Source organism: Streptococcus sp. 5905 (assembly GCF_013276505.1).
GTDB lineage: Bacteria > Bacillota > Bacilli > Lactobacillales > Streptococcaceae > Streptococcus.
The window spans coordinates 203942-225908 of sequence record NZ_VMLC01000003.1 but is presented as its reverse complement, the minus strand read 5'-3'; the positions used below and the strand labels follow the sequence as shown (position 1 = coordinate 225908).

The window sequence follows — 21967 nt, the reverse complement described above, 5'->3', positions numbered from 1 at the left end:
CTTGTTCCCAAGCCTTATTTTTGACAAGGAGAGAGTCAATATGACGACAGAAAAACTATCACCTGGTATGCAGCAATATGTGGATATAAAAAAGCAATATCCAGATGCTTTTTTGCTCTTTCGGATGGGTGACTTTTATGAGCTGTTTTATGAAGATGCGGTCAATGCGGCGCAGATTTTAGAGATTTCACTGACCAGTCGTAATAAAAATGCAGAAAATCCGATACCCATGGCTGGTGTTCCCTATCATTCTGCCCAGCAGTATATCGATGTTTTGATTGAGCAGGGCTATAAGGTGGCTATTGCCGAGCAGATGGAGGATCCAAAACAAGCGGTTGGGGTTGTCAAGCGAGAGGTGGTTCAGGTCATCACACCCGGTACAGTGGTTGATAGTAGTAAGCCCGATAGTCAGAACAATTTCTTGGTTGCCATAGATCGTGACGGCAATCAATTTGGTCTAGCTTATATGGACCTGGTGACGGGTGATTTTTATGTGACGGGTCTATTGGACTTTACCCTCGTTTGTGGGGAAATCCGTAACCTCAAGGCTCGTGAAGTGGTGCTGGGTTATGATTTGTCTGAGGAAGAAGAACAAATCCTCAGCCGTCAGATGAATCTGGTGCTTTCCTATGAAAAGGAAGGTTTTGAGGATGTCCATTTACTGGATCCACGACTGGCAGCTGTGGAGCAAGCGGCAGCTAGTAAGCTGCTCCAGTATATTCATCGGACCCAGATGCGGGAATTGAATCACCTCAAACCAGTTATCCGCTATGAAATTAAAGATTTCTTGCAGATGGACTATGCGACCAAGGCCAGTCTGGATTTGGTTGAGAATGCCCGTTCAGGCAAGAAGCAAGGCAGTCTTTTCTGGCTTTTGGATGAAACCAAAACGGCTATGGGCATGCGTCTATTGCGTTCTTGGATCCATCGTCCCTTGATTGATAAGGAGCGAATCATCCAACGTCAAGAGGTGGTGCAGGTCTTTCTTGACCACTTCTTTGAGCGCAGTGATTTGACAGACAGTCTCAAAGGCGTTTATGACATCGAACGTTTGGCTAGTCGAATTTCCTTTGGTAAGACCAATCCCAAGGATCTCTTGCAGTTGGCGACCACCTTATCCAGTGTGCCACGGATTCGAGCGATTTTAGAGGCAATGGAGCAACCTGCTCTGGCCTATCTTATCGAACAATTGGATGGAATCCCTGAGTTGGAGAGTTTGATTAGCGCAGCGATTGCTCCTGAAGCTCCTCAAGTGATTACGGAAGGCGGCATTATCCGTACGGGATTTGATGAGACCTTGGATAAATACCGCCGAGTGCTCAGAGAGGGGACTAGCTGGATTGCTGAAATTGAGGCTAAGGAGAGAGAAAACTCTGGCATCAGCACGCTTAAGATTGACTACAATAAGAAGGATGGCTACTATTTCCATGTGACCAATTCGCAGCTGGGGAATGTGCCTGCCCACTTTTTCCGCAAGGCGACGCTGAAAAACTCAGAACGCTTCGGTACCGAGGAGTTGGCGCGTATCGAGGGGGATATGCTGGAGGCACGTGAGAAGTCAGCCAACCTAGAATATGAAATTTTTATGCGTATCCGTGAGGAAGTCAGCAAGTACATCCAGCGTTTGCAGGCTCTAGCCCAAGGAATTGCGACAGTTGATGTCCTGCAAAGTCTGGCAGTTGTGGCTGAAACCCAGCATTTGATCCGACCGGAGTTCGGAGACGATTCACAAATTGATATCCAGAAAGGGCGCCATGCTGTCGTTGAAAAGGTCATGGGAGCGCAGACCTACATTCCAAACAGTATCCAGATGGCAGAAGATACCAGTATTCAGCTAATCACAGGGCCCAACATGAGTGGGAAGTCAACCTACATGCGCCAGTTAGCCATGACTGCGGTTATGGCCCAGCTGGGCTCGTATGTGCCGGCTGAGAGCGCCCATTTGCCTATTTTTGATGCGATCTTTACCCGTATCGGAGCAGCAGATGACTTGGTTTCAGGTCAATCAACCTTTATGGTGGAGATGATGGAGGCCAACAATGCCATTTCGCATGCGACTAAGGACTCACTCATTCTCTTTGATGAATTGGGACGCGGAACTGCAACTTATGACGGGATGGCTCTTGCTCAGTCCATCATCGAATACATTCATGAACATATCGGAGCTAAAACCCTCTTTGCGACCCACTACCATGAGTTGACCAGTCTGGAGTCCAGCCTGGAACACTTGGTCAATGTTCATGTGGCAACCTTGGAGCAGGATGGGCAGGTTACCTTCCTTCACAAGATTGAACCAGGACCAGCTGACAAATCCTACGGTATCCACGTTGCTAAGATTGCTGGTTTACCAGCAGAACTGTTAGCAAGGGCGGATAAGATTTTGACACAACTGGAGAGTCAAGGGGGAGAAAGTCCAAGTCTGATGAGGCAAACAAGTGCCGTCAGTGAACAGATGTCACTCTTTGATTCGCCTGAAGAACATCCTATCCTAGCAGAATTAGCTAAACTGGATGTGTACAATATGACACCTATGCAGGCTATGAACGTCTTGGTCGAGCTCAAACAAAAGTTATAAAAAGAGCCCACTCACATTTTTGTGAGTGGGATTTTCTCTATTACTTTTTATGGGCCAAGAGTTGATTGATGTGGTCTACTTTTTTAGCTTCTCTTTTATAGAGAATAGCCCAGATGATGAGGTAGACAATCGCAAACTCTGGAATGAGCTGGAGATAGAAGGTCCAGTGGAAGGGGAACCAACCAGCCAGAGTTGCTAGTGGAACAAAGCCAGCCAGCATGAGGAAGAAATGGGAAAGTGTGGCACGGAGCAAGCTCCAATCACGGCTGAATAAGCGACTGCCAAAGCTAAAGAGAACGCCGATAGCTGACCAGATAAATGTGCAGTAGAGCAAAACCAGGGCACCGTGAACCTGATGTTGAGCCATCGCTTGGCCGATGAGAGAGTCGGGACTTAATGGGGTGTATGTACTTGGTGCATAAATGAGTGAAAAGAGGATAGAGAGGATGAGGCCGATGAGGACGCCAGCAGCTGCGTCGTGAAATACTTGTTTTTTCATAGTTCTAATTTCTCCTTGATGGTTTTTAGGTAACGGCGTGAAGAGTAGGTGAAGCTTTCGTTTTTCAAGAAAATTTCAACCAGACCGTTGGGCGTGAGCTTGAGATGAGAGATGGAATCGATATTGATGATTTCTGATTGGGAAATTTGGATAAAAGTGGTCGGCAGAATTTCAAGAACCTGATAGAGTCGCAAATCAATGATGTAGGTCTGGCTTGCAGTTTCTGCTAGAACCTTCCGATTCTCGATATAGAAGCGTTGTATCTTACCAATCTTAACTAGATAGACCTGATCATCAATCTTTCCTTTGATTGTTTCTTTTTGGTCAAGATTTTCTGCGAACTCGATGACTTTCTGGACTTTTTCGGTCGGCTGAGGAGTTTGGACAATCAGCTTTTCCTCCTCGTAAGTCTCATTAATCTGTAGTTCTACTTTCATAAATTTCCCTCCTTTTCAGTTATACAAAGTTGTGATCACTTCCTGTACACTTTTATTAAACACTATTTTATTTTCAAAAACAAGAGCTTTTGTCTATGTGGAGAGATTTGGAGTCTATGTGGTATTTGCTTTTTCTGGTAGCATCTGAAATATGGTATAATATAATCAATTTCTAGGAAAATAGATACAGAAAGGGGCTGAAAGATGTCTCATATTATTGAATTGCCAGAGGTGCTAGCAAACCAAATCGCGGCAGGAGAGGTCATTGAGCGTCCTGCTAGTGTGGTCAAAGAATTGGTAGAAAATGCCATTGACGCGGGTTCTAGTCAGATTATCATCGAGATTGAGGAAGCTGGCCTCAAGAAAATCCAAATCACCGATAATGGCCATGGAATTGCCCATGATGAGGTGGAATTGGCCTTGCGTCGCCATGCGACCAGTAAGATAAAAAATCAAGCAGACCTCTTTCGGATTCGGACGCTCGGCTTTCGAGGTGAAGCCCTGCCCTCTATCGCTTCTGTCAGTGTCTTGACTCTGTTGACAGCGGTGGATGGTGCGAGTCATGGGACCAAGCTCGTTGCGCGTGGAGGTGAAGTCGAAGAAATCATCCCAGCGACTAGTCCAGTGGGAACCAAGGTTTGTGTGGAGGACCTCTTTTTCAACACGCCTGCCCGCCTCAAGTATATGAAGAGCCAGCAGGCGGAGTTGTCCCATATCATTGATATTGTCAACCGTCTGGGCTTGGGTCATCCAGAGATTTCCTTTAGTTTGATTAGTGATGGCAAGGAAATGACACGGACAGCAGGAACTGGTCAGCTGCGCCAAGCCATTGCAGGGATTTACGGTTTGGCGAGTGCGAAAAAGATGATTGCTATTGGAAACTCTGACTTAGATTTCGAAATTTCAGGTTTTGTGTCCTTGCCTGAGTTGACCAGAGCCAACCGCAACTATATCAGCCTCTTCATCAACGGGCGTTATATCAAGAATTTCTTGCTCAATCGTGCTATTCTTGATGGTTATGGTAGCAAGCTCATGGTGGGACGTTTTCCACTGGCTGTCATTCATATCCATATCGACCCTTATCTAGCGGATGTCAATGTGCATCCGACCAAGCAAGAAGTACGAATTTCTAAGGAAAAAGAACTGATGGCGCTAGTCTCAGAAGCTATTTCAAATAGTCTCAAGGAACAAGCCCTGATCCCTGATGCCTTGGAAAATCTTGCCAAGTCTACCGTGCGCAATCGTCAAAAGGTAGAGCAGACCATTCTCCCACTCAAAGAAAATACGCTCTACTATGAAAAAACAGAACTCTCAAAACCCAGTCAAGCTGAGGTGGCTGATCATCAGGTTGAATTAACTGAGGAAGGTAGGGACCTAACCCTGTTTGCCAAGGAAACCTTGGACCAGCTAACCAAGCCCGCAAAACTGCATTTTGCAGAGAGAAAACCAGCTAGCTATGACCAACTAGACCATCCAGAGTTGGATCTTGCTAGTCTTGATAAGGCCTATGATAAGCTGGAGCGAGAAGAATCTTCAAGCTTCCCAGAGTTGGAATTTTTCGGGCAGATGCACGGGACTTATCTCTTTGCCCAAGGGCGAGATGGACTCTATATCATTGACCAGCATGCTGCTCAAGAGCGGGTTAAGTACGAGGAGTATCGTGAAAGTATTGGCAATGTTGACCAAAGTCAGCAGCAACTCCTAGTACCTTACATCTTTGAATTTCCTGCAGATGATGCCCTTCGTCTCAGGGAAAGAATGCCTCTCTTAGAGGAAGTGGGCGTCTTTCTAGCAGAGTACGGAGAAAATCAATTTATCCTACGTGAACATCCTATTTGGATGGCAGAAGAAGAGATTGAGTCGGGCATCTATGAAATGTGTGATATGCTGCTCTTGACCAAGGAAGTTTCTATCAAGAAATACCGAGCAGAGTTGGCTATCATGATGTCCTGCAAGCGGTCTATCAAGGCCAACCATCGTATCGATGACTACTCAGCCAGACAGCTCCTTTATCAGCTTTCTCAGTGTGACAATCCCTATAACTGTCCTCATGGACGTCCCGTTTTGGTGCATTTTACCAAGTCAGATATGGAAAAAATGTTCCGACGTATTCAGGAAAATCATACGAGCCTACGAGAGTTGGGGAAATATTAAACTCTATAGAAAATCAAACAACCCTAGTCATCGAACTAGAGTTGTTTTGAATGTTTGAGCTGAACTTGTGTTCCAGCAAGCAAATCAGCTGGAAGAAGATAGATGCCGAGTTTTTTTAGTTGGTACATGAGGAATTTATTAAATTTAAAAACATTTTCTCCTATTTTTTACAATCAATGATAACATAAGTTTCCAATACACTGTTACTATAATTTAAGTAAAGTAATTTTATACTATTCAAAATGACTTAAGGTTTTGATATAATGATTTTGATATGAGAAGGAGGGTAATTATATGTCAAAAAAAAGAAAAGCTAAAAAAACCAAGAAAATTATAAGCAATAAAAAGCCAGCAAATGTTCATACTGACAAGGAAAAGGAAGAAAAACTATTAACCAAGCAGAAGAAATCTAGGATTATGTCGTGGTTAAAAGGATATTCATGGTTTCTAGGTCTTGTCATACCTTTATTAGTAGGGATCATAGGGATCATAATGCCTGTTATATCCTTTAAATTTAACGAAATACGACAGAACAATCAAATTATCCAGCAGATATCTAATTCATCTAGTGTTTATGTAGACAAAGCACTGTATGTTCTAGATCATGTTTATAATGCAAGTTATGATTCCCAACAAAATCTTTATTACCTTTCTCCGACAGAATTGTTTTTAGATGACAATATAGATAACTATATAACCAATCATGATTCTTTTTCTAATGCAAATATAGAATATCAAAATCTATTTCAAAAACATAAAGTATGGCTAACCGATTTGATGAAGCAAACTACCTTAGAAATTGAAGATATAAGCAATAAAAGTCCCCATTCAGATAACGATACTATTGTTATGTCACCAGAAGATAGAAAAAAATTGGTCTATTTTCTTTATGCACAAGTATTCAGAATAGATTTTAATTATAGTTTAGAAGGTGACGAATTCGCCCCTCAAGATAAAATTAAACTTGAACATAAAATTAACATGACGAAGGTTCTCCCAAAAATACGTACTACTATTTTAGATATTGAAAAGGAGCGTAAAAAAGGAATACTAGAAGCCTATTGTGAAGTTTGTGCAGAAAATATGAGTGCTGAAGAATTTGAACATATTAAAAGTTTACTTCCTCGAGATTTTAAAGAGAGATACAATATTAAGTGATATCAGTCATATTTTCTAATATCTATTTCGTCATAAATACATCGTGAAACTGTATCATTCTTAAGAGTAGACATTAGAATAGAATATTAACAGCATATTTAAAATATAGTAGATAAGTAATATAAGGTATTGTCTAAGAACTGGTTAAAATAAAGAATCTCTGCTGAAGTTGACAAGAAAATTGACAGATTATCTGCTTGATAAGCACTACGAATAGCTCCCATATGTCCCAGCTGCCAAGGGAAAAGCTTAATAGCAGAGCGCAAAATGCTGTGAGCAAAGCTCCTATGTTTGTAAATCAGCTGTAAACCTGCCCAACGCTTGCTCTGGGATTCAGTGAATGTAGGAATGCCCCCTAGAATCAGATAGTAAAGACCCATAGCTAGTAAAAAAAGAGCAATGAGGTAGCCTGAGATGAAGAGCCAGTCTCCAATCAGTTCTTTCAGACGAGTTTTGACAGGTATAGGATTGTCAGTTTTTAGTTTCATCTTTAGCATCTTCTTTTTTAGAATTATCAAAGCCGATAACCTTGTCCAGATACTTTTCCTTCATCTTTAGCGCCTTGTTAATAGCCATTGCGGATGCGACTAGGAGGAAAAAAGTTAACCAGACCAGCGCAGTGAATGTTGCTGGAAAACTAGAACCAGCTAAAAAGAGATAGATAGCTAGAGCTAAGACGAAAATATAAATCACTTGCCAGAGGCCAAAAGATTTAACTTCTTTATAGTATTTGTCCTTGTTTTCCTCCAAGATCACTTCTGAGGAACCTTTTTCAGAGTTTTCATCCAGTAGTAGATAGTCAGTTGTCACTTGAAAAGTCTTGCTTAATTCAATGATTTTTTCGATTTCTGGAAGGACTTGTCCAGACTCCCATTTGGAGATGCTTTGCCGAGAAACATTGATTTGTTCTGCTAGCTTTTCCTGGGACCAACCTTTTTCCTTTCGGAGCTCAAATAGTTTTTCTGCGAGTTTCATCATTCTATCCTCCTTTTTCTACCTCTATCCTAACAATTTTTACTTATAATGAGAATACAATCTCCTGTACTATTTGTCAACCAGAGGTTGCACCTTTTGTTGCAGTCTGTCTTGGGGAAATATGGTATACTAGATAGGCAAAATAATGGAGAAAAAACTATGTACGAATATTTAAAAGGAATCATTACCAAAATCACTGCTAAATACATCGTCATTGAGGCAAATGGTATCGGTTATATCTTGCATGTAGCCAATCCCTATGCTTACTCAGGTCAGGTCAATCAAGAAACTCAAATTTATGTGCACCAAGTTGTCCGTGAGGACGCGCATCTGCTCTACGGTTTTCGATCAGAAGATGAGAAAAAACTCTTTCTTAGTCTGATTTCGGTTTCTGGGATTGGTCCTGTGTCAGCTCTTGCTATTATTGCTGCCGATGACAATGCTGGCTTGGTTCAGGCGATCGAGACTAAGAACATCACCTACTTGACCAAGTTCCCTAAAATTGGCAAGAAAACAGCCCAACAGATGGTGCTGGACTTGGAAGGCAAGGTAGTCGTGGCTAGTGATGACCTTCCTGCCAAGGTCGCAGTGCAAGCCAGTGCTGAAAACCAAGAACTGGAAGAAGCTATGGAAGCCATGTTGGCACTGGGCTACAAGGCAACCGAGCTTAAGAAAATCAAGAAATTCTTTGAAGGAACGACGGATACAGCTGAGAACTATATCAAGTCAGCCCTTAAGATGTTGGTAAAATAGGAGATTTTTATGACAAAACGCTGTGGTTGGGTTAAAATGAACAACCCATTATATGTAGCCTACCATGATGAAGAGTGGGGCCAACCCCTTCATGATGACCGTGCTCTTTTTGAGTTGCTTTGTTTGGAAACTTACCAGTCGGGTCTATCTTGGGAAACGGTGCTAAACAAACGCCAAGGATTCCGAGAAGCATTTCATGGCTATCAAATTCAGGCGGTCGCGGAAATGACAGATGGGGAGTTGGAAGCCTTGTTAGAGAATCCAGCCATTATCCGAAATCGCGCCAAGATTTTTGCGACGCGTGCCAACGCCCAAGCATTTTTACAAATCCAGAAAACCTTTGGCTCTTTTGACGCTTATCTCTGGTCCTTTGTTGAGGGAAAAACCATCATCAATGATGTTCCTGACTATCACCTAGCGCCTGCTAAAACAGCCTTGTCTGAAAAGTTAGCTAAAGATCTCAAAAAACGTGGTTTCAAATTCACAGGTCCAGTCGCAGTTTTAGCTTTTCTACAGGCGGCAGGTCTGATAGATGATCATGAGAATGATTGTGAGTGGAAAAGCGGAAGTTAGTGAGTCCAAGCGTCTAACTATCTGAGAATATAGAAAAAGCTGAGAAATTCCTCTCAGCTTTTTGATTATATGCTAGTAATTTTTATAGTGCAGTGAGAAATGTCAGTCCACCTAAGACAACGCCAGCTGAGTTTGGAATAATTAGTATCCAATCCTTCTTAGGTTCTTTTGTCCACCCGTAAATAACCCAAATTAAACAAGATACTGCTGCGGATAAAGGCTGGAATGGTTGAGCTTTGTTGCCTTGTAAATTGGCAAAAATTTGTGGGATGTAGGCGATAAATACAATAATCCCGATAAAGGCTCCAATTGAACCGACAATTTGATTTATTTTTTGTTTAGTCATATATACCTCCTTCAAAAAGATATCATAGAAATAAGCAAAATGCAATAAATTTAGACACAAATTGTAACGAAAATCAATACCAAAGCACAAAAATAGAGAAATTGTTTATTTTTTGTTATGGTCAAAGCGAATGACTTGCTCCTGTGCATCCACATAGGCGTGAACGCCAAAGGGCACAATGGCTCTTGGAGTTGCGTGACCGACATTCAGATTATAGACAATCGGAATATTGTTATCAATGATATCCAATAGTGCTTCCTTATAGTCGTCATAGAAGGTTTCATCCATTGGCTTTCCGACCAAGAGTCCACTGATGACCTCAAATACCCCAGTTTCTTTCAAAGCCTGCAACATCTTTTTGAAGTCCTCCGGATCAGGCTTTTCTTCGCTTGTTTCTAACAAGAGAATCTTTCCTTGCCAGTCGGATAAGTCAGGAAAAAGTTTGTATTTTTGGCAGAGCTCCGTGCTATCTGCGTATCGAGAGTTGTCAAAGATATCATAGAGAGACTCAAGGCAACCACCGAGAATTTCTCCCTCAAACTGGGCATTTCCTTGCAACAAGTCAAAACCGGTATTTACATGACTGATACGGGGTGTTCCCAGGGCTTTGGGACTAAAATCAGTCCGTTCCTCATACCAAACGTCGCTAGGGCGGATTTCTGAGATTTTTCCAGTCTCAATCAATTCTTTAAAGTAGTGAAGGCTATAGGGCAACATCTCCTTGTCTAATTCACAAATGTCGGCTAGAAAGGATTGCCCATAAAAAGTCTTGACTCCCAGTTTGTGCAACATAAGGTGGTTCATGGTTGTATCCGAGAAACCAAAAAAAATCTTTGGTTTGATAACTTTTTGGAGTTGGTCATTTTCAAAAAGGTAGGGTAGCAAACGATAGGTATCGTCCCCACCAATGGCGCATAGGATCATGTCAATGCTATCGTCTGAAAAGGCCTGCATCAAATCCTCTGCACGCGCCTCAGGATGATCCTTGATAAAGTCCAAGCCCTTTAGCGAATGGGGCAAAAAGACAGGATTGAGTCCCAAATCCTTGAGACGTTGGATACCCAAGTCGACTTCGTGTTTGACAAAATCCTCTCCGATAACACCGCTAGACAAACTAACAATACCAATAGTAGAAACCATATCTCATCCTCCTAGAAATAGATTGAGCCTATTTTATCACAAAAGATGAGAGAAAACTATGGCGAATGTCAGAAGAATGCTTTTAAATCAAGAAAGTAGTAAAAAGCAACCGCCTGAGCAGTTGCTTATTTATTATCTTAATAACGTGATGGACCCGCACTTGCACTTCGGATATTGAAACGTTTCTTGAGATAGAAGCGAAGAGCGAGAAGAGCCGCTCCTAGGATAGCCAAAGGCAATGGAGCAAGGATTGGATTGAGGTTGGCTGGTAGGAAGCTTGTTGCAAAGAAGACAACCAACCAAAGGACCATAGAGGCCAGGATGACGAGGATTGACTTCCAGAATGGAGGACGTTGGCTACGGTCTGTGTCTGGTCCATAGTACTGGTAGACAAAGTAGTACATCAAGTAGAAGGCAAGTCCTCCTACAAGTCCAACCAACAAGAGGGTAATCAACCCATAGCCAATAGCCTGATCTGTAGAGAAGAAGGTAGTCAGAGCGCTAACCAATGCAAAGAGACTGGTGATAAAAAGGGCTGAGTCCATAATCATGAGTTTTGGATCGTCATTTTCCTTAGGGTGCTCTTTTTCATATTGCTCCTTGACAGTGAAGCTATGAGCCCAGTGGGTTGGAGCGCCATAGAGGGAACGAGCTGTCGTTCCTTTGGCTTGTTCTTCAAGGATTTTAGGAATGACTTCCTCAAAGACAGCCTTGATTTCAGCGTCTGTTTTGCCATCTTTGAGAAATTGTTGGGTAGCGATGTGGATAAACTCTTGGTTTTTCTTGGTTAGTTTTTGTAAATCAATCTGAGACATAGGGATTCCTCTTAGAACCATTTTTTATGGATGAGATAGAGAGTGAGCGAAACACTCATAGCAAAGGCGATAAAGACGATTAACCAGAAGGCGTGAGGCTCACCGTTTAGAGGGATTTCATTATCCTTAAAGTTCATCCCGTAGGCTGAAAAGATCATGGTCGGAATCGACATGACAATGGTCACAAGTGCCAAAGTCTTCATGATGTTGTTCTGGTTGTTGGAAATGATAGAGGCAAAGGTCTCTGTCATAGAATGAAGGACGTTTCCATAGATATCTGCCATCTCGATGGCCTGTTGCGTTTCGATTAGAGTATCTTCAAGAATATCCTCATCCTCTAGGTATTTCTTAATATTGCTAGTTGCACTGGTCAGTTTTTTAATCACGCGCTCGTTTGTTTTAAGTGAGGCCTTGAAATAGACGATGGTCTTTTCTAATTCCATGAGTTCGATCAGTTCTTCGTTTCGAGTAGATTTGTGAAGTTGACTTTCGATTTGTTCACTCTTACGGTCAATTGAACGAAGGGCAGTTAGATAAAGCTCTGCATTACGATAAAGGAGCTGAAAGATAAAACGAGAGCGCATGAAGGTATAGAAGTTGCGAAGCCTGCGGTTGATAAAGATATCCAGTACAGGAAGTGGCTCTAAGCAGGTAGTGATAATCGTGGTATCGGTAATGACGATCCCTAGTGGGATGGTTACATAGTAAGTGCGATTATTTCTTTCTTCGGTGACGGGGACGTCCACGATAATTAGAGTGTACGCATCTTCGATGGTTACACGAGACATTTCTTCCGCATCGAGCGGTGCTCGGAGGTCGGCGATGTCGATATCAAAGGCGTTGGCGATTTCCAGTGATTCATTTTGTGTAGGATTGACAAGGTTGATCCAAGTACCCGGTTCGAGTGTATCAATCTCTTTAAATTCAGTTGTTGTTGAGAGAAAGACTTGTTTCATATCCCCTATCCTTTCCTACTATTCAGTGTTTGATTTTTTGCACCGTACTATTATACTACAAAAACGGCTTTTTGGGTAATAGAATTTCACATTTTTTGGTATAATGGAAAGCAATAATGGACTAGAAAGATTAAAGATGCAAGATAAAATTGTGATTCATGGGGCTCGTGCCCATAACTTAAAAAATATTGATGTGGAGATTCCAAGAGACAAGCTGGTCGTCGTAACGGGCTTGTCAGGATCTGGAAAATCCAGCCTAGCCTTCGATACCCTATATGCTGAGGGCCAACGCCGTTATGTAGAGAGCTTGTCTGCCTACGCTCGCCAGTTCTTGGGCAACATGGAAAAACCAGATGTAGATGCCATTGATGGCCTCAGTCCTGCTATTTCCATCGACCAGAAAACCACTAGTAAAAACCCTCGCTCAACCGTTGGAACAACTACTGAAATCAATGACTATCTGCGTCTCCTCTACGCACGTGTGGGGACGCCGTACTGTATCAACGGACACGGGGCTATCAAGGCTTCTTCTGTGGAGCAAATCGTTGATAAGGTTTTGGAGTTGCCAGAACGCCAACGCTTGCAGATTTTGGCCCCTGTCATTCGCAAGAAAAAAGGCCAACATAAGAGTGTTATTGAGAAGGTTCAGAAAGATGGTTATGTTCGTGTCCGTGTGGATGGGGAAGTCTATGATGTGGCCGAAATGCCTGAGCTGTCTAAGAGCAAGCAACACAATATCGATGTCGTAGTTGACCGTATTGTCATCAAGGAGGGGATCCGTAGCCGTCTCTTTGATTCCATTGAGGCTGCCCTTCGTATCGCAGAAGGTTATGTGATTATCGATACCATGGACGACTCTGAGTTGCTCTTCTCTGAGCATTATGCCTGTCCAGTTTGTGGTTTTACCGTACCAGAGTTAGAGCCTCGTCTCTTCTCCTTCAATGCGCCGTTTGGTTCATGCAGTGAGTGTGATGGTTTGGGTATTAAGTTAGAGGTGGATACTGATTTGGTAGTGCCAGATGCCAGCAAAACTTTGCGTGAGGGAGCCTTGGCACCTTGGAATCCTATCTCATCCAACTACTATCCAAATATGCTGGAACAAGCCATGACAGCCTTTGGAGTGGATATGGATAAGCCCTTTGAAGATTTATCCGAAGCGGAAAAGAACTTGATTCTTTACGGTTCGGATGGCAAGGAATTTCATTTCCACTATGAAAATGAATTTGGTGGTGTGCGTGATATCGACATTCCGTTTGAGGGAGTCGTCAATAATATCAAGCGTCGTTACCATGAGACGAATAGTGACTATATTCGCACCCAGATGCGTCTCTATATGAATGAACTGACCTGCGGAACCTGTCACGGTTACCGTCTCAATGACCAGGCCTTGTCTGTCCGTGTGGGTGGTGAGCAAGGGCCACATATCGGTGAAATCTCAGATTTGTCTATCGCAGACCACTTGGAATTAGTGAGTCAGTTGACCTTGTCTGAAAATGAAGCCATCATCGCCCGTCCTATTCTCAAGGAAATCAAGGACCGTTTGACCTTCCTTAATAATGTGGGGCTCAACTATCTGACCCTATCTCGTTCGGCAGGGACCCTTTCAGGTGGAGAGAGCCAGCGTATTCGCTTGGCTACCCAGATTGGTTCCAACCTCTCAGGAGTCCTCTATATCTTAGATGAGCCGTCAATCGGTCTTCATCAGAGGGACAATGACCGTCTGATTGCCAGTCTCAAAAAGATGCGTGATTTGGGTAATACCCTGATCGTAGTGGAACATGACGAAGATACCATGCGTGAGGCGGATTATCTGATTGACGTTGGTCCTGGTGCGGGAGTCTTTGGTGGGGAGATTGTCGCTGCAGGTACGCCTAAGCAAGTGGCTCGCAACAGCAAGTCTATCACAGGCCAATATCTATCAGGTAAACGTGCCATTCCAGTACCAGAAGATCGCCGTGTCGGAAATGGTCGCTTTATCGAGGTGACAGGAGCGCGTGAAAATAACCTACAAAATGTTACTGCCCGCTTCCCGTTAGGAAAATTTATCGCTGTGACTGGTGTATCAGGTTCTGGGAAATCTACTTTGATTAACAGCATTCTCAAAAAAGCCATTGCCCAAAAGCTCAACCGCAATTCAGACAAACCTGGGAAGTTTAAAACGATTACAGGGATTGAGCATGTCGATCGTCTGATTGATATTGACCAGAGTCCAATCGGACGGACGCCGAGGTCCAATCCCGCTACCTATACGGGAGTTTTTGATGACATTCGGGACCTCTTTGCCCAGACAAATGAAGCCAAGATTCGAGGCTACAAGAAGGGCCGTTTCAGTTTCAACGTCAAGGGTGGTCGTTGTGAAGCCTGCTCAGGTGACGGGATTATCAAGATAGAGATGCACTTCTTGCCAGATGTTTACGTGGCTTGCGAAGTCTGCCATGGCACCCGCTACAACAGTGAAACCCTAGAAGTTCACTACAAGGAAAAGAATATCTCGCAAGTCTTGGACATGACGGTTAATGACGCAGTCGAATTTTTCCAGCATATTCCAAAAATCCAACGCAAACTCCAGACCATCAAAGATGTGGGGTTGGGCTATGTAACGCTAGGTCAACCAGCTACGACCCTCTCTGGAGGAGAAGCCCAGCGTATGAAGCTGGCTAGTGAACTCCACAAACGCTCGACAGGTAAGTCCTTCTACATTCTGGATGAGCCGACGACAGGACTTCATACTGAGGACATCGCTCGCTTGCTTAAAGTCTTGGCTCGCTTTGTAGACGATGGCAATACAGTTCTCGTTATCGAACATAATCTGGATGTTATTAAAACAGCAGACCATATCATTGACTTGGGACCTGAGGGCGGTGTAGGTGGTGGAACCATTATCGCAACAGGAACTCCAGAAGAAGTAGCGGCCAATGAAGCCAGCTACACAGGACATTATTTGAAAGGAAAGTTACATCATGAATAAACGTGTGCAAGCATTTCTAGCTAAAATGCAAGAAAAAGAACTAGATGGCATCATCATCAACAACCTAAAAAACGTCTATTACCTGACCGGCTTTTGGGGCTCAAACGGAACAGTCTTTATTAGCCGTGATCGTCAGATTTTGGTGACAGACTCTCGCTATATCATTGCAGCTAAGCAAGAAGTGACAGGTTTTGAGATTGTGGCTGACCGCGATGAATTGGCTGTTATTGCAGGCATTGTTAAGGATATGGGCTTGTCTCGTATCGGTTTTGAGGACGAGATTTCGGTCTCTTATTACCACCGTATGCAGGCTGCTTTTGCAGGAATCGACTTGCTTCCGCAGACTCAGTTTGTTGAAGCGCTTCGTATGATTAAGGATGAGAAAGAGATTGCGACTATTCGCAAGGCTTGTTCTATCTCAGACCAAGCTTTTCGCGATGCGCTTGACTTTATCAAACCAGGAAAAACTGAGATCGAAATTGCCAACTTCCTTGATTTCCGCATGCGTGAGTTGGGAGCATCTGGCTTGTCTTTTGACACTATTCTAGCTAGCGGTATCAATTCTTCAAAACCCCATGCTCATCCAATGCACAAACCAGTTGAAGTTGGAGAAGCCATTACCATGGACTTCGGCTGCCTCTACGACCACTACGTCAGCGATATGACACGTACCATTTATCTCGGTCATGTCAGTGACGAACAGGCAGAGATTTACAATACGGTTCTAAAAGCCAACCAAGCCCTGATTGACCAGGCTAAGGCAGGATTATGTTTCCGTGACTTTGACAAAATCCCTCGCGATATTATCATCGAGGCAGGCTATGGCGACTACTTTACCCACGGTATTGGACACGGTATCGGATTGGATATCCATGAGGAACCATACTTTAGCCAAACATCAACTGATACGATTAAGGCAGGCATGACCTTGACAGATGAGCCTGGTATCTATATCGAAGGCAAATACGGTGTTCGTATTGAGGATGATATCTTGATTACGGAGACAGGTTGCGAATTGTTGACTCTAGCTCCAAAAGAATTGATTGTTATCTAAAAAATGAGATAAATCGTTGACTTTTATATTTTAAAGGTTTATACTGAAAGACGAAAACGGTAGGTGAGGCTACCATAGGGATACGGATGACTACCGCAAAGCAGTGGAGACACTACTCGTTGGTCAACAGTCCTGGTCGCGAAGGCCAAGACTAAGCTCATTACATTGCCCTATGGAGTTAAAGCTTGAACGAAAAAACAGATAATTAGTTTTTTAATCCTGCCATTTTATGGTGGGATTTTCTACTGTTTTAGAACAAGGAAAGGAGACAAACGATGCAAATTGACGATCATCCAGAACCGCACATACACAGCCAATCGCTGATTTGTGTCGTTCTGCCCTTATAAAGTGATTGGTCTCTGTGTATGAAACACATCATTCATACAGATAGGAGAAACCAATGAAAACTACAAAAGAAAGATTAGCAACAGCTATTCACACACCTTTAAACGAAACTCTATCTTTTTATAAGACAAGTCTAACAGGCTTGACTGAGGAGCAGGTGGAGAAAAATCGTGACCTATATGGCGAAAACACCATCACCAAGGGTCAAGAAGACAGTATCCTCAAAAAGATTTACGAATCTATTATCAATCCATTTACAATCATCCTGCTGGTCATTGCTATGATCTCCATGGTGACCAACGTCTGGTTGGCGAAGCCTGGACAAGAAGATCCGACGACCTCTATCATCATCGTCGTTCTCGTTCTAATCTCTGGTGGCATACGCTTTGTCCAAGAATTGCGAAGTGACAAAGCTGCGACCAATCTATCAAAAATGATTGTGAACACAGCCACAGTTATTCGCGAAGGCCAGAGTTTAGAGGTCGCAATTGAAGATTTGGTCGTTGGAGATATGGTCAAGTTGAGTGCTGGGGATATGATTCCAGCAGACCTCATTTTAACTGAATCACGTGATTTCTTTGTCCAACAGTCTGGTTTGACAGGTGAAAGTGACTCGGTTGAAAAACTGGCCTTGTCAAAAATGAGTCAGTCAAATTTTGATAGTCTGCTAGAAGCAGAAGCGCTCGCCTTTATGGGAACCAATGTGATATCAGGAAGTGCCAAGGCTTTGATTCTAGCGGTCGGTGATGATACCATGATGGGAGAAATCGAGCAGACCCTCAATACCTATGACGAACCGACCTCTTTTGAACGGGAGATGAACAGCATCTCTTGGCTCTTGATCCGTTTGATGTTAGTTATGGTTCCTATCGTGTTCCTCTCCAACGGCTTGACAGATGGCGACTGGCTGGAAGCAGGTGTATTTGCACTGAGTGTTGGTGTTGGATTGACACCTGAGATGCTTCCTATGATCATCACGGCCAGTCTAGCAAAAGGCTCCATTATCATGGCCAAGGAAAAAGTCGTTATCAAAAAACTCAATGCCATACAAGATCTAGGTGCTATTGATATCCTATGCACGGATAAAACCGGAACACTTACCCAAGACGAAATTGTCCTTGAATATCCTTTGGATATACATGGGGATTTGGATTTGTCTGTGTTGAGACGGGCCTATCTCAATTCCTATTTTCAAACGGGATTGAAAAATTTAATGGACCGTGCCATTATCAGTAGAACTGAAAAAGAGGCTAAAGAACAAGCTATTTTACAAAATTTGGATACTAGCTTCCAAAAAATAGATGAATTGCCCTTTGATTTTGAACGCAGACGGATGAGTGTCATCGTCAAGGATGAAAATGAAGTTGTTAGTTTGGTAACCAAGGGTGCCCTAGAGGAAATGCTTGCGATTTCAACCCATGTGGAATATCAAGGTCAAATTAGTCCTCTGACGGATGATATCCGAGTGGAAATCTTAAAAGAAGTGGACCAACTCAATCAACAGGGATTGCGAGTCTTGGGAGTCGCCTATAAAACAGGCCTAAAAGAAGGTTTTGCTTACTCCGTTGAAGATGAAAAAGAGATGATTCTAACAGGATATCTTGCGTTCCTTGACCCACCAAAACCATCAGCAGCACCTGCTATCCAAGCTTTGTTAGAACACGGTGTTCAAACAAAGATCTTGACGGGGGACAATGAGAAGGTAACCCAAGCAGTATGCGAAAAAGTTGGTTTAGACGTTGATCAAATCTTGTTGGGTTCTGATATTGACGCCATGACGGATGAAGAGTTGACCCAAGCAGTTGAGAAGGTGACCGTCTTTGCCAAACTCTCTCCTGATCAAAAGGCACGAATCATCTTACAAATCAAATCTAATGGACATTGTGTCGGCTATATGGGAGATGGGATTAATGATGCCCCTTCTATGAAAGTGGCCGATGTGGGGATTTCTGTTGACACAGCAGTAGATATTGCCAAAGAAACGGCTGATGTCATTTTGCTAGATAAGGATTTGATGGTGCTTGAAAAAGGGCTGGTTGAAGGACGCAAAGTCTATGCCAACATGACCAAATATATCAAGATGACGGTCAGCTCTAATTTCGGGAACATTTTCTCTCTGTTAGTGTCTGGTATCTTTTTACCTTTCCTTCCTATGGCTCCGATTCACTTGATTGTGTTAAACCTCGTCTACGACCTTTCTTGTATTGCCTTGCCATTTGATAATGTGGATGAAGACTTTTTGAAGCATCCTCATAAGTGGGAGGCTCAGTCTATTACTCGCTTTATGATTTGGATGGGTCCGATTTCTTCTGCCTTTGATATTTTGACCTTTATCTTGCTCTATTTTGTCATTGTCCCAATGACGACAGGTCATACCTATGTTCACGGAGCAGAGTCGGCAACGGGCTTTATCATCTTGTTCCAGACAGGTTGGTTCATTGAATCCATGTGGTCCCAAACCATGGTTATCCATATGCTTCGTTCAGCAAAACTTCCTTTCTTGCAAAGTCGTCCATCATGGTTTGTTCTTGGAACAACCTTGCTGGCAGCTAGTTTTGTGACTTTCCTTCCCTATTCTTCAATCGCTGGCCTGCTTCATTTAACCCCTTTGGAACCAATTTATTTCCTCTTTTTGATTTTGATAATCGTTCTCTATATGATTAGTGTTACAGTTGTGAAACGAATGTACATCAAAAAATTTAAAAGTTGGCTATAAATTGATTTTGTCAAGAAAAAAGTACGGAAATCGCTAAAAAAGTTAAATTTTTTTAAAAATAGGTCGCAAGTCGGATGTTTTTTATGGTATAATAGACTAAACTGATAGTAACATGTAGCGAAAGGGGTAGGCACATGATTAAGATTTATACCGTCTCCAGTTGCACAAGCTGTAAGAAAGCGAAGACTTGGCTCAACGCACACCAGTTAAGTTATAAAGAACAAAACCTTGGTAAAGAAGGGATTACGAGAGAAGAACTACTTGATATTCTGACAAAGACAGATAATGGAATTGCCAGCATTGTATCATCAAAAAACCGCTATGCGAAAGCTTTAGGAGTTGACATCGAAGATTTGAGTGTCAATGAAGTACTCAACTTAATCATGGAAACACCACGGATCTTAAAAAGTCCTATTCTAGTTGACGAGAAGCGTTTGCAGGTCGGTTACAAAGAAGATGATATCCGTGCCTTTTTACCACGCTCTGTCCGTAATGTAGAAAATGCAGAAGCACGTTTGCGTGCAGCTCTATAAACATCGAGGCTGGGGTATCTCCTAGCCTTGTTCATTTTTTATCAAAAAATTATGTGAGGAATTATGAAAAAGATAGTAATTGGCGCAGCTACTCTCCTCCTGCTACTTGCAGGATGTGGCCAAAAGAAGGAAACGACATCCAGTTCAAAACATGAATCCGAAACACTCCAGTCTACTCTGCCCATTTTGGAAAATGCGGAAAAGAATACGGTTGTGACCAAGACTTTGATTTTCCCTGAGTCAGGAGATGGCGTCAAGCAAACGCAAACCATTACCTATAAAGGGAAACAATTTCTAAAATTGGTTATTCGGCAGATACGGCCCTTAAGTGAGGAATTGAAATCCTTTATCGCTGACCACGGTCTTGAAGAAACTCAAAAAGCTCTTTTAGAAGCAGAAGAAAAGGATGAAATGCTTCAGGAAGCGCGCAAATTGGCAGGTTTTACACTTGAAACCAAACTGCTCAGTGAGACTGAAATCCAGACCACAACGACCTATGATTTACAAGTCTTGGATGTCAAAAAGGCGTCACAGACAGATTATTTGAAAAATCTTGGCTTAGAGACTCTTTTGAAAAATGAACCAAGCCAATATATCGCAGACAGAGTGGCAAATGGTGCGACAGAACAGTAAGAAAATCCAAATAAATGGATTGACTTAATTGTAGAACGTAAGGAAATATGCTATAATAGTACTATTCCAAGGAAAGAGGGTGTTAGAATGGGATTTACTGAAGAAACTGTACGTTTTAAATTGGATGATTCCAACAAGAAGGAAATCAGTGAAACGTTGACAGATGTCTATGCTTCTCTGAATGAAAAGGGTTATAATCCGATAAATCAAATCGTCGGTTATGTATTGAGTGGAGACCCTGCCTACGTTCCTCGTTACAACAATGCACGAAATCAAATCCGTAAGTATGAGCGTGATGAAATTGTTGAAGAACTGGTACGCTACTACCTTAAGGGACAAGGAGTCGATCTATAATCTATGAGAATTATGGGATTGGACGTCGGTTCAAAAACAGTAGGGGTGGCTATTAGCGATCCCCTAGGCTTCACCGCTCAGGGACTTGAAATCATTCAGATTAATGAGGATCAGGGTCAGTTCGGTTTTGACCGTATCAAGGAATTGGTTGACAACTATAAGGTGGAACGCTTTGTAGTTGGTCTGCCTAAAAACATGAACAATACCAGTGGACCGCGGGTAGAAGCTAGTCAAGCCTACGGAGCAAAATTAGAGGAACTTTTTGGTTTACCAGTAGACTATCAAGATGAGCGTCTGACGACTGTCGCTGCGGAACGTATGCTGATTGAACAAGCAGATATCAGTCGCAACAAGCGCAAGAAAGTTATTGATAAGTTGGCTGCTCAGCTGATTTTGCAAAATTATTTAGATAGAAAATTTTAAGACAGAGGAGAAACTATGTCACACGATCACAACCATGACCACGAAGAACGTGAATTGATTACACTAGTAGATGAGCAAGGAAATGAAACCTTGTTTGAAATTCTTTTGACCATCGACGGAAAAGAAGAGTTTGGTAAAAACTATGTTCTTCTAGTGCCAGTTAACGCAGAAGAAGACGAAAACGGTGAAGTTGAAATTCAAGCTTACTCATTCATCGAAAATGAAGACGGGACAGAAGGTGAATTGCAACCAATCCCAGAAGATTCAGAAGACGAATGGAACATGATTGAAGAAGTCTTCAACAGCTTTATGGAGGAGTAAAAACGTCCGGGGGACGTTTTTAGCCCAGTTCCTTTAAATAAGAGAGAACTGGTAAGTCTGGGAGACTGTATCAGCCCAACTCCTGAAAATTAGAAGAGTTGGAACGTCCAGTGGACGTTTTTAGCCCACGTTGAAATTCATAGTAGCTAGTGATTAGCTAACCAGGTAAGAGGTTGGGATTTTTGTCCCGACCTCGCTTTTTATTTGTAATCATACTTTGATGCAGTAGTTGATTGTAC

General features: G+C 42.6%; 21 protein-coding genes and 1 riboswitch. Of the genes, 13 read left to right on the top strand and 8 right to left on the bottom strand.

Going from position 1 to position 21967, the window contains the following annotated elements; translation table 11 throughout:
- Window positions 1-40: 40 nt before the first annotated feature.
- Window positions 41-2575, top strand: coding sequence for a DNA mismatch repair protein MutS (gene mutS, locus HT680_RS06755; RefSeq protein WP_173259166.1), 2535 nt, complete (start codon window positions 41-43; stop codon window positions 2573-2575).
- Between the two features lie 40 nt (window positions 2576-2615).
- Here mutS and HT680_RS06750 read toward each other — a convergent pair whose 3' ends face one another.
- Both HT680_RS06750 and HT680_RS06745 read right to left on the bottom strand, forming a co-directional pair.
- Complete coding sequence (locus HT680_RS06750) at window positions 2616-3074, bottom strand: DUF3021 domain-containing protein (protein ID WP_173259164.1); 459 nt, start codon at window positions 3072-3074, stop codon at window positions 2616-2618.
- On the bottom strand, window positions 3071-3511 hold the full coding sequence (locus HT680_RS06745) for a LytTR family DNA-binding domain-containing protein (RefSeq protein WP_173259162.1): 441 nt from the start codon (window positions 3509-3511) through the stop codon (window positions 3071-3073). Before HT680_RS06745 ends, HT680_RS06750 begins: the two co-directional genes overlap by 4 nt.
- Window positions 3512-3715: 204 nt before the next feature.
- Here HT680_RS06745 and mutL point away from each other — a divergent pair, with 204 nt between their 5' ends.
- Together mutL and HT680_RS06735 are read left to right on the top strand one after the other, a co-directional pair.
- The gene (gene mutL, locus HT680_RS06740; RefSeq protein ID WP_173259160.1) at window positions 3716-5665 is read left to right on the top strand and encodes a DNA mismatch repair endonuclease MutL; all 1950 of its coding nucleotides are present in this window, start codon (window positions 3716-3718) and stop codon (window positions 5663-5665) included.
- Between the two features lie 294 nt (window positions 5666-5959).
- Window positions 5960-6823: a hypothetical protein gene (locus tag HT680_RS06735; RefSeq protein WP_173259158.1), complete on the top strand. Its 864-nt coding sequence runs from the start codon at window positions 5960-5962 to the stop codon at window positions 6821-6823.
- 98 nt (window positions 6824-6921) lie between these two features.
- On the opposite strand, the gene HT680_RS06730 is transcribed toward HT680_RS06735, so the two are convergent.
- Entirely contained in the window at window positions 6922-7311 is a 390-nt protein-coding gene (locus HT680_RS06730; protein ID WP_173259156.1) for a hypothetical protein, read from the bottom strand.
- Window positions 7295-7798, bottom strand: coding sequence for a helix-turn-helix transcriptional regulator (locus HT680_RS06725; RefSeq protein WP_173259376.1), 504 nt, complete (start codon window positions 7796-7798; stop codon window positions 7295-7297). Before HT680_RS06725 ends, HT680_RS06730 begins: the two co-directional genes overlap by 17 nt.
- A gap of 159 nt (window positions 7799-7957) precedes the next feature.
- Here HT680_RS06725 and ruvA point away from each other — a divergent pair, with 159 nt between their 5' ends.
- On the top strand, window positions 7958-8551 hold the full coding sequence (ruvA, locus tag HT680_RS06720) for a Holliday junction branch migration protein RuvA (protein ID WP_173259154.1): 594 nt from the start codon (window positions 7958-7960) through the stop codon (window positions 8549-8551).
- A 9-nt stretch (window positions 8552-8560) separates the two neighbouring features.
- The gene (locus tag HT680_RS06715) at window positions 8561-9124 is read left to right on the top strand and encodes a DNA-3-methyladenine glycosylase I (protein ID WP_173259152.1); all 564 of its coding nucleotides are present in this window, start codon (window positions 8561-8563) and stop codon (window positions 9122-9124) included.
- Window positions 9125-9206: 82 nt separating this feature from the next.
- Here HT680_RS06715 and HT680_RS06710 read toward each other — a convergent pair whose 3' ends face one another.
- The 4 genes from HT680_RS06710 to HT680_RS06695 all read right to left on the bottom strand — a co-directional run bounded on the left by HT680_RS06710 (window position 9207) and on the right by HT680_RS06695 (window position 12381).
- Window positions 9207-9470, bottom strand: a complete 264-nt coding sequence (locus HT680_RS06710) for a SemiSWEET family transporter (protein ID WP_000166112.1) — start codon at window positions 9468-9470, stop codon at window positions 9207-9209.
- A 105-nt stretch (window positions 9471-9575) separates the two neighbouring features.
- Window positions 9576-10610, bottom strand: a complete 1035-nt coding sequence (locus HT680_RS06705) for a S66 peptidase family protein (protein WP_173259150.1) — start codon at window positions 10608-10610, stop codon at window positions 9576-9578.
- A gap of 137 nt (window positions 10611-10747) precedes the next feature.
- Entirely contained in the window at window positions 10748-11425 is a 678-nt protein-coding gene (locus HT680_RS06700) for a DUF1129 family protein (RefSeq protein ID WP_000078007.1), read from the bottom strand.
- Between the two features lie 11 nt (window positions 11426-11436).
- The gene (locus HT680_RS06695) at window positions 11437-12381 is read right to left on the bottom strand and encodes a magnesium transporter CorA family protein (protein ID WP_173259148.1); all 945 of its coding nucleotides are present in this window, start codon (window positions 12379-12381) and stop codon (window positions 11437-11439) included.
- 136 nt (window positions 12382-12517) lie between these two features.
- Here HT680_RS06695 and uvrA point away from each other — a divergent pair, with 136 nt between their 5' ends.
- The 8 genes from uvrA to HT680_RS06655 all read left to right on the top strand — a co-directional run bounded on the left by uvrA (window position 12518) and on the right by HT680_RS06655 (window position 21728).
- A complete protein-coding gene (gene uvrA / locus HT680_RS06690; protein ID WP_173259146.1) occupies window positions 12518-15349 on the top strand; it encodes an excinuclease ABC subunit UvrA in 2832 nt (943 codons plus the stop codon).
- Window positions 15342-16403 carry a Xaa-Pro peptidase family protein gene (locus tag HT680_RS06685; protein ID WP_173259144.1) on the top strand — a complete coding sequence of 354 codons (1062 nt, stop codon included), beginning with the start codon at window positions 15342-15344 and terminating at the stop codon, window positions 16401-16403. The genes uvrA and HT680_RS06685 overlap by 8 nt, the downstream gene beginning before the upstream one ends.
- A gap of 53 nt (window positions 16404-16456) precedes the next feature.
- A riboswitch (M-box (ykoK) riboswitch) is annotated at window positions 16457-16608 on the top strand.
- 195 nt (window positions 16609-16803) lie between these two features.
- Window positions 16804-19464, top strand: coding sequence for a magnesium-translocating P-type ATPase (gene mgtA, locus HT680_RS06680; protein WP_173259141.1), 2661 nt, complete (start codon window positions 16804-16806; stop codon window positions 19462-19464).
- 134 nt (window positions 19465-19598) lie between these two features.
- Entirely contained in the window at window positions 19599-19997 is a 399-nt protein-coding gene (gene spx, locus HT680_RS06675) for a transcriptional regulator Spx (protein ID WP_000591165.1), read from the top strand.
- 63 nt (window positions 19998-20060) lie between these two features.
- The gene (locus HT680_RS06670) at window positions 20061-20630 is read left to right on the top strand and encodes an SP0191 family lipoprotein (RefSeq protein ID WP_125449925.1); all 570 of its coding nucleotides are present in this window, start codon (window positions 20061-20063) and stop codon (window positions 20628-20630) included.
- Between the two features lie 87 nt (window positions 20631-20717).
- Window positions 20718-20984 carry an IreB family regulatory phosphoprotein gene (locus tag HT680_RS06665; RefSeq protein ID WP_000507060.1) on the top strand — a complete coding sequence of 89 codons (267 nt, stop codon included), beginning with the start codon at window positions 20718-20720 and terminating at the stop codon, window positions 20982-20984.
- Window positions 20985-20987: 3 nt separating this feature from the next.
- Window positions 20988-21407 carry a Holliday junction resolvase RuvX gene (ruvX, locus tag HT680_RS06660; RefSeq protein WP_049477385.1) on the top strand — a complete coding sequence of 140 codons (420 nt, stop codon included), beginning with the start codon at window positions 20988-20990 and terminating at the stop codon, window positions 21405-21407.
- Window positions 21408-21422: 15 nt separating this feature from the next.
- Complete coding sequence (locus HT680_RS06655; protein WP_000017624.1) at window positions 21423-21728, top strand: DUF1292 domain-containing protein; 306 nt, start codon at window positions 21423-21425, stop codon at window positions 21726-21728.
- Window positions 21729-21967 lie beyond the last annotated feature (239 nt).

What these genes read in the sequence shown, in the direction of transcription:
- uvrA (WP_173259146.1), top strand. Translation starts at nt 12,518, where the DNA reads ATGCAAGATAAAATTGTGATTCATGGGGCTCGTGCCCATAACTTAAAA.
- HT680_RS06745 (WP_173259162.1), bottom strand. Translation starts at nt 3,511, where the DNA reads ATGAAAGTAGAACTACAGATTAATGAGACTTACGAGGAGGAAAAGCTG.
- HT680_RS06710 (WP_000166112.1), bottom strand. Translation starts at nt 9,470, where the DNA reads ATGACTAAACAAAAAATAAATCAAATTGTCGGTTCAATTGGAGCCTTT.
- mgtA (WP_173259141.1), top strand. Translation starts at nt 16,804, where the DNA reads ATGAAAACTACAAAAGAAAGATTAGCAACAGCTATTCACACACCTTTA.
- HT680_RS06685 (WP_173259144.1), top strand. Translation starts at nt 15,342, where the DNA reads ATGAATAAACGTGTGCAAGCATTTCTAGCTAAAATGCAAGAAAAAGAA.
- HT680_RS06705 (WP_173259150.1), bottom strand. Translation starts at nt 10,610, where the DNA reads ATGGTTTCTACTATTGGTATTGTTAGTTTGTCTAGCGGTGTTATCGGA.
- HT680_RS06715 (WP_173259152.1), top strand. Translation starts at nt 8,561, where the DNA reads ATGACAAAACGCTGTGGTTGGGTTAAAATGAACAACCCATTATATGTA.
- HT680_RS06700 (WP_000078007.1), bottom strand. Translation starts at nt 11,425, where the DNA reads ATGTCTCAGATTGATTTACAAAAACTAACCAAGAAAAACCAAGAGTTT.
- mutS (WP_173259166.1), top strand. Translation starts at nt 41, where the DNA reads ATGACGACAGAAAAACTATCACCTGGTATGCAGCAATATGTGGATATA.
- HT680_RS06665 (WP_000507060.1), top strand. Translation starts at nt 20,718, where the DNA reads ATGGGATTTACTGAAGAAACTGTACGTTTTAAATTGGATGATTCCAAC.
- HT680_RS06725 (WP_173259376.1), bottom strand. Translation starts at nt 7,798, where the DNA reads ATGAAACTCGCAGAAAAACTATTTGAGCTCCGAAAGGAAAAAGGTTGG.
- ruvX (WP_049477385.1), top strand. Translation starts at nt 20,988, where the DNA reads ATGAGAATTATGGGATTGGACGTCGGTTCAAAAACAGTAGGGGTGGCT.
- HT680_RS06730 (WP_173259156.1), bottom strand. Translation starts at nt 7,311, where the DNA reads ATGAAACTAAAAACTGACAATCCTATACCTGTCAAAACTCGTCTGAAA.
- ruvA (WP_173259154.1), top strand. Translation starts at nt 7,958, where the DNA reads ATGTACGAATATTTAAAAGGAATCATTACCAAAATCACTGCTAAATAC.
- HT680_RS06655 (WP_000017624.1), top strand. Translation starts at nt 21,423, where the DNA reads ATGTCACACGATCACAACCATGACCACGAAGAACGTGAATTGATTACA.
- spx (WP_000591165.1), top strand. Translation starts at nt 19,599, where the DNA reads ATGATTAAGATTTATACCGTCTCCAGTTGCACAAGCTGTAAGAAAGCG.
- mutL (WP_173259160.1), top strand. Translation starts at nt 3,716, where the DNA reads ATGTCTCATATTATTGAATTGCCAGAGGTGCTAGCAAACCAAATCGCG.
- HT680_RS06670 (WP_125449925.1), top strand. Translation starts at nt 20,061, where the DNA reads ATGAAAAAGATAGTAATTGGCGCAGCTACTCTCCTCCTGCTACTTGCA.
- HT680_RS06735 (WP_173259158.1), top strand. Translation starts at nt 5,960, where the DNA reads ATGTCAAAAAAAAGAAAAGCTAAAAAAACCAAGAAAATTATAAGCAAT.
- HT680_RS06750 (WP_173259164.1), bottom strand. Translation starts at nt 3,074, where the DNA reads ATGAAAAAACAAGTATTTCACGACGCAGCTGCTGGCGTCCTCATCGGC.
- HT680_RS06695 (WP_173259148.1), bottom strand. Translation starts at nt 12,381, where the DNA reads ATGAAACAAGTCTTTCTCTCAACAACAACTGAATTTAAAGAGATTGAT.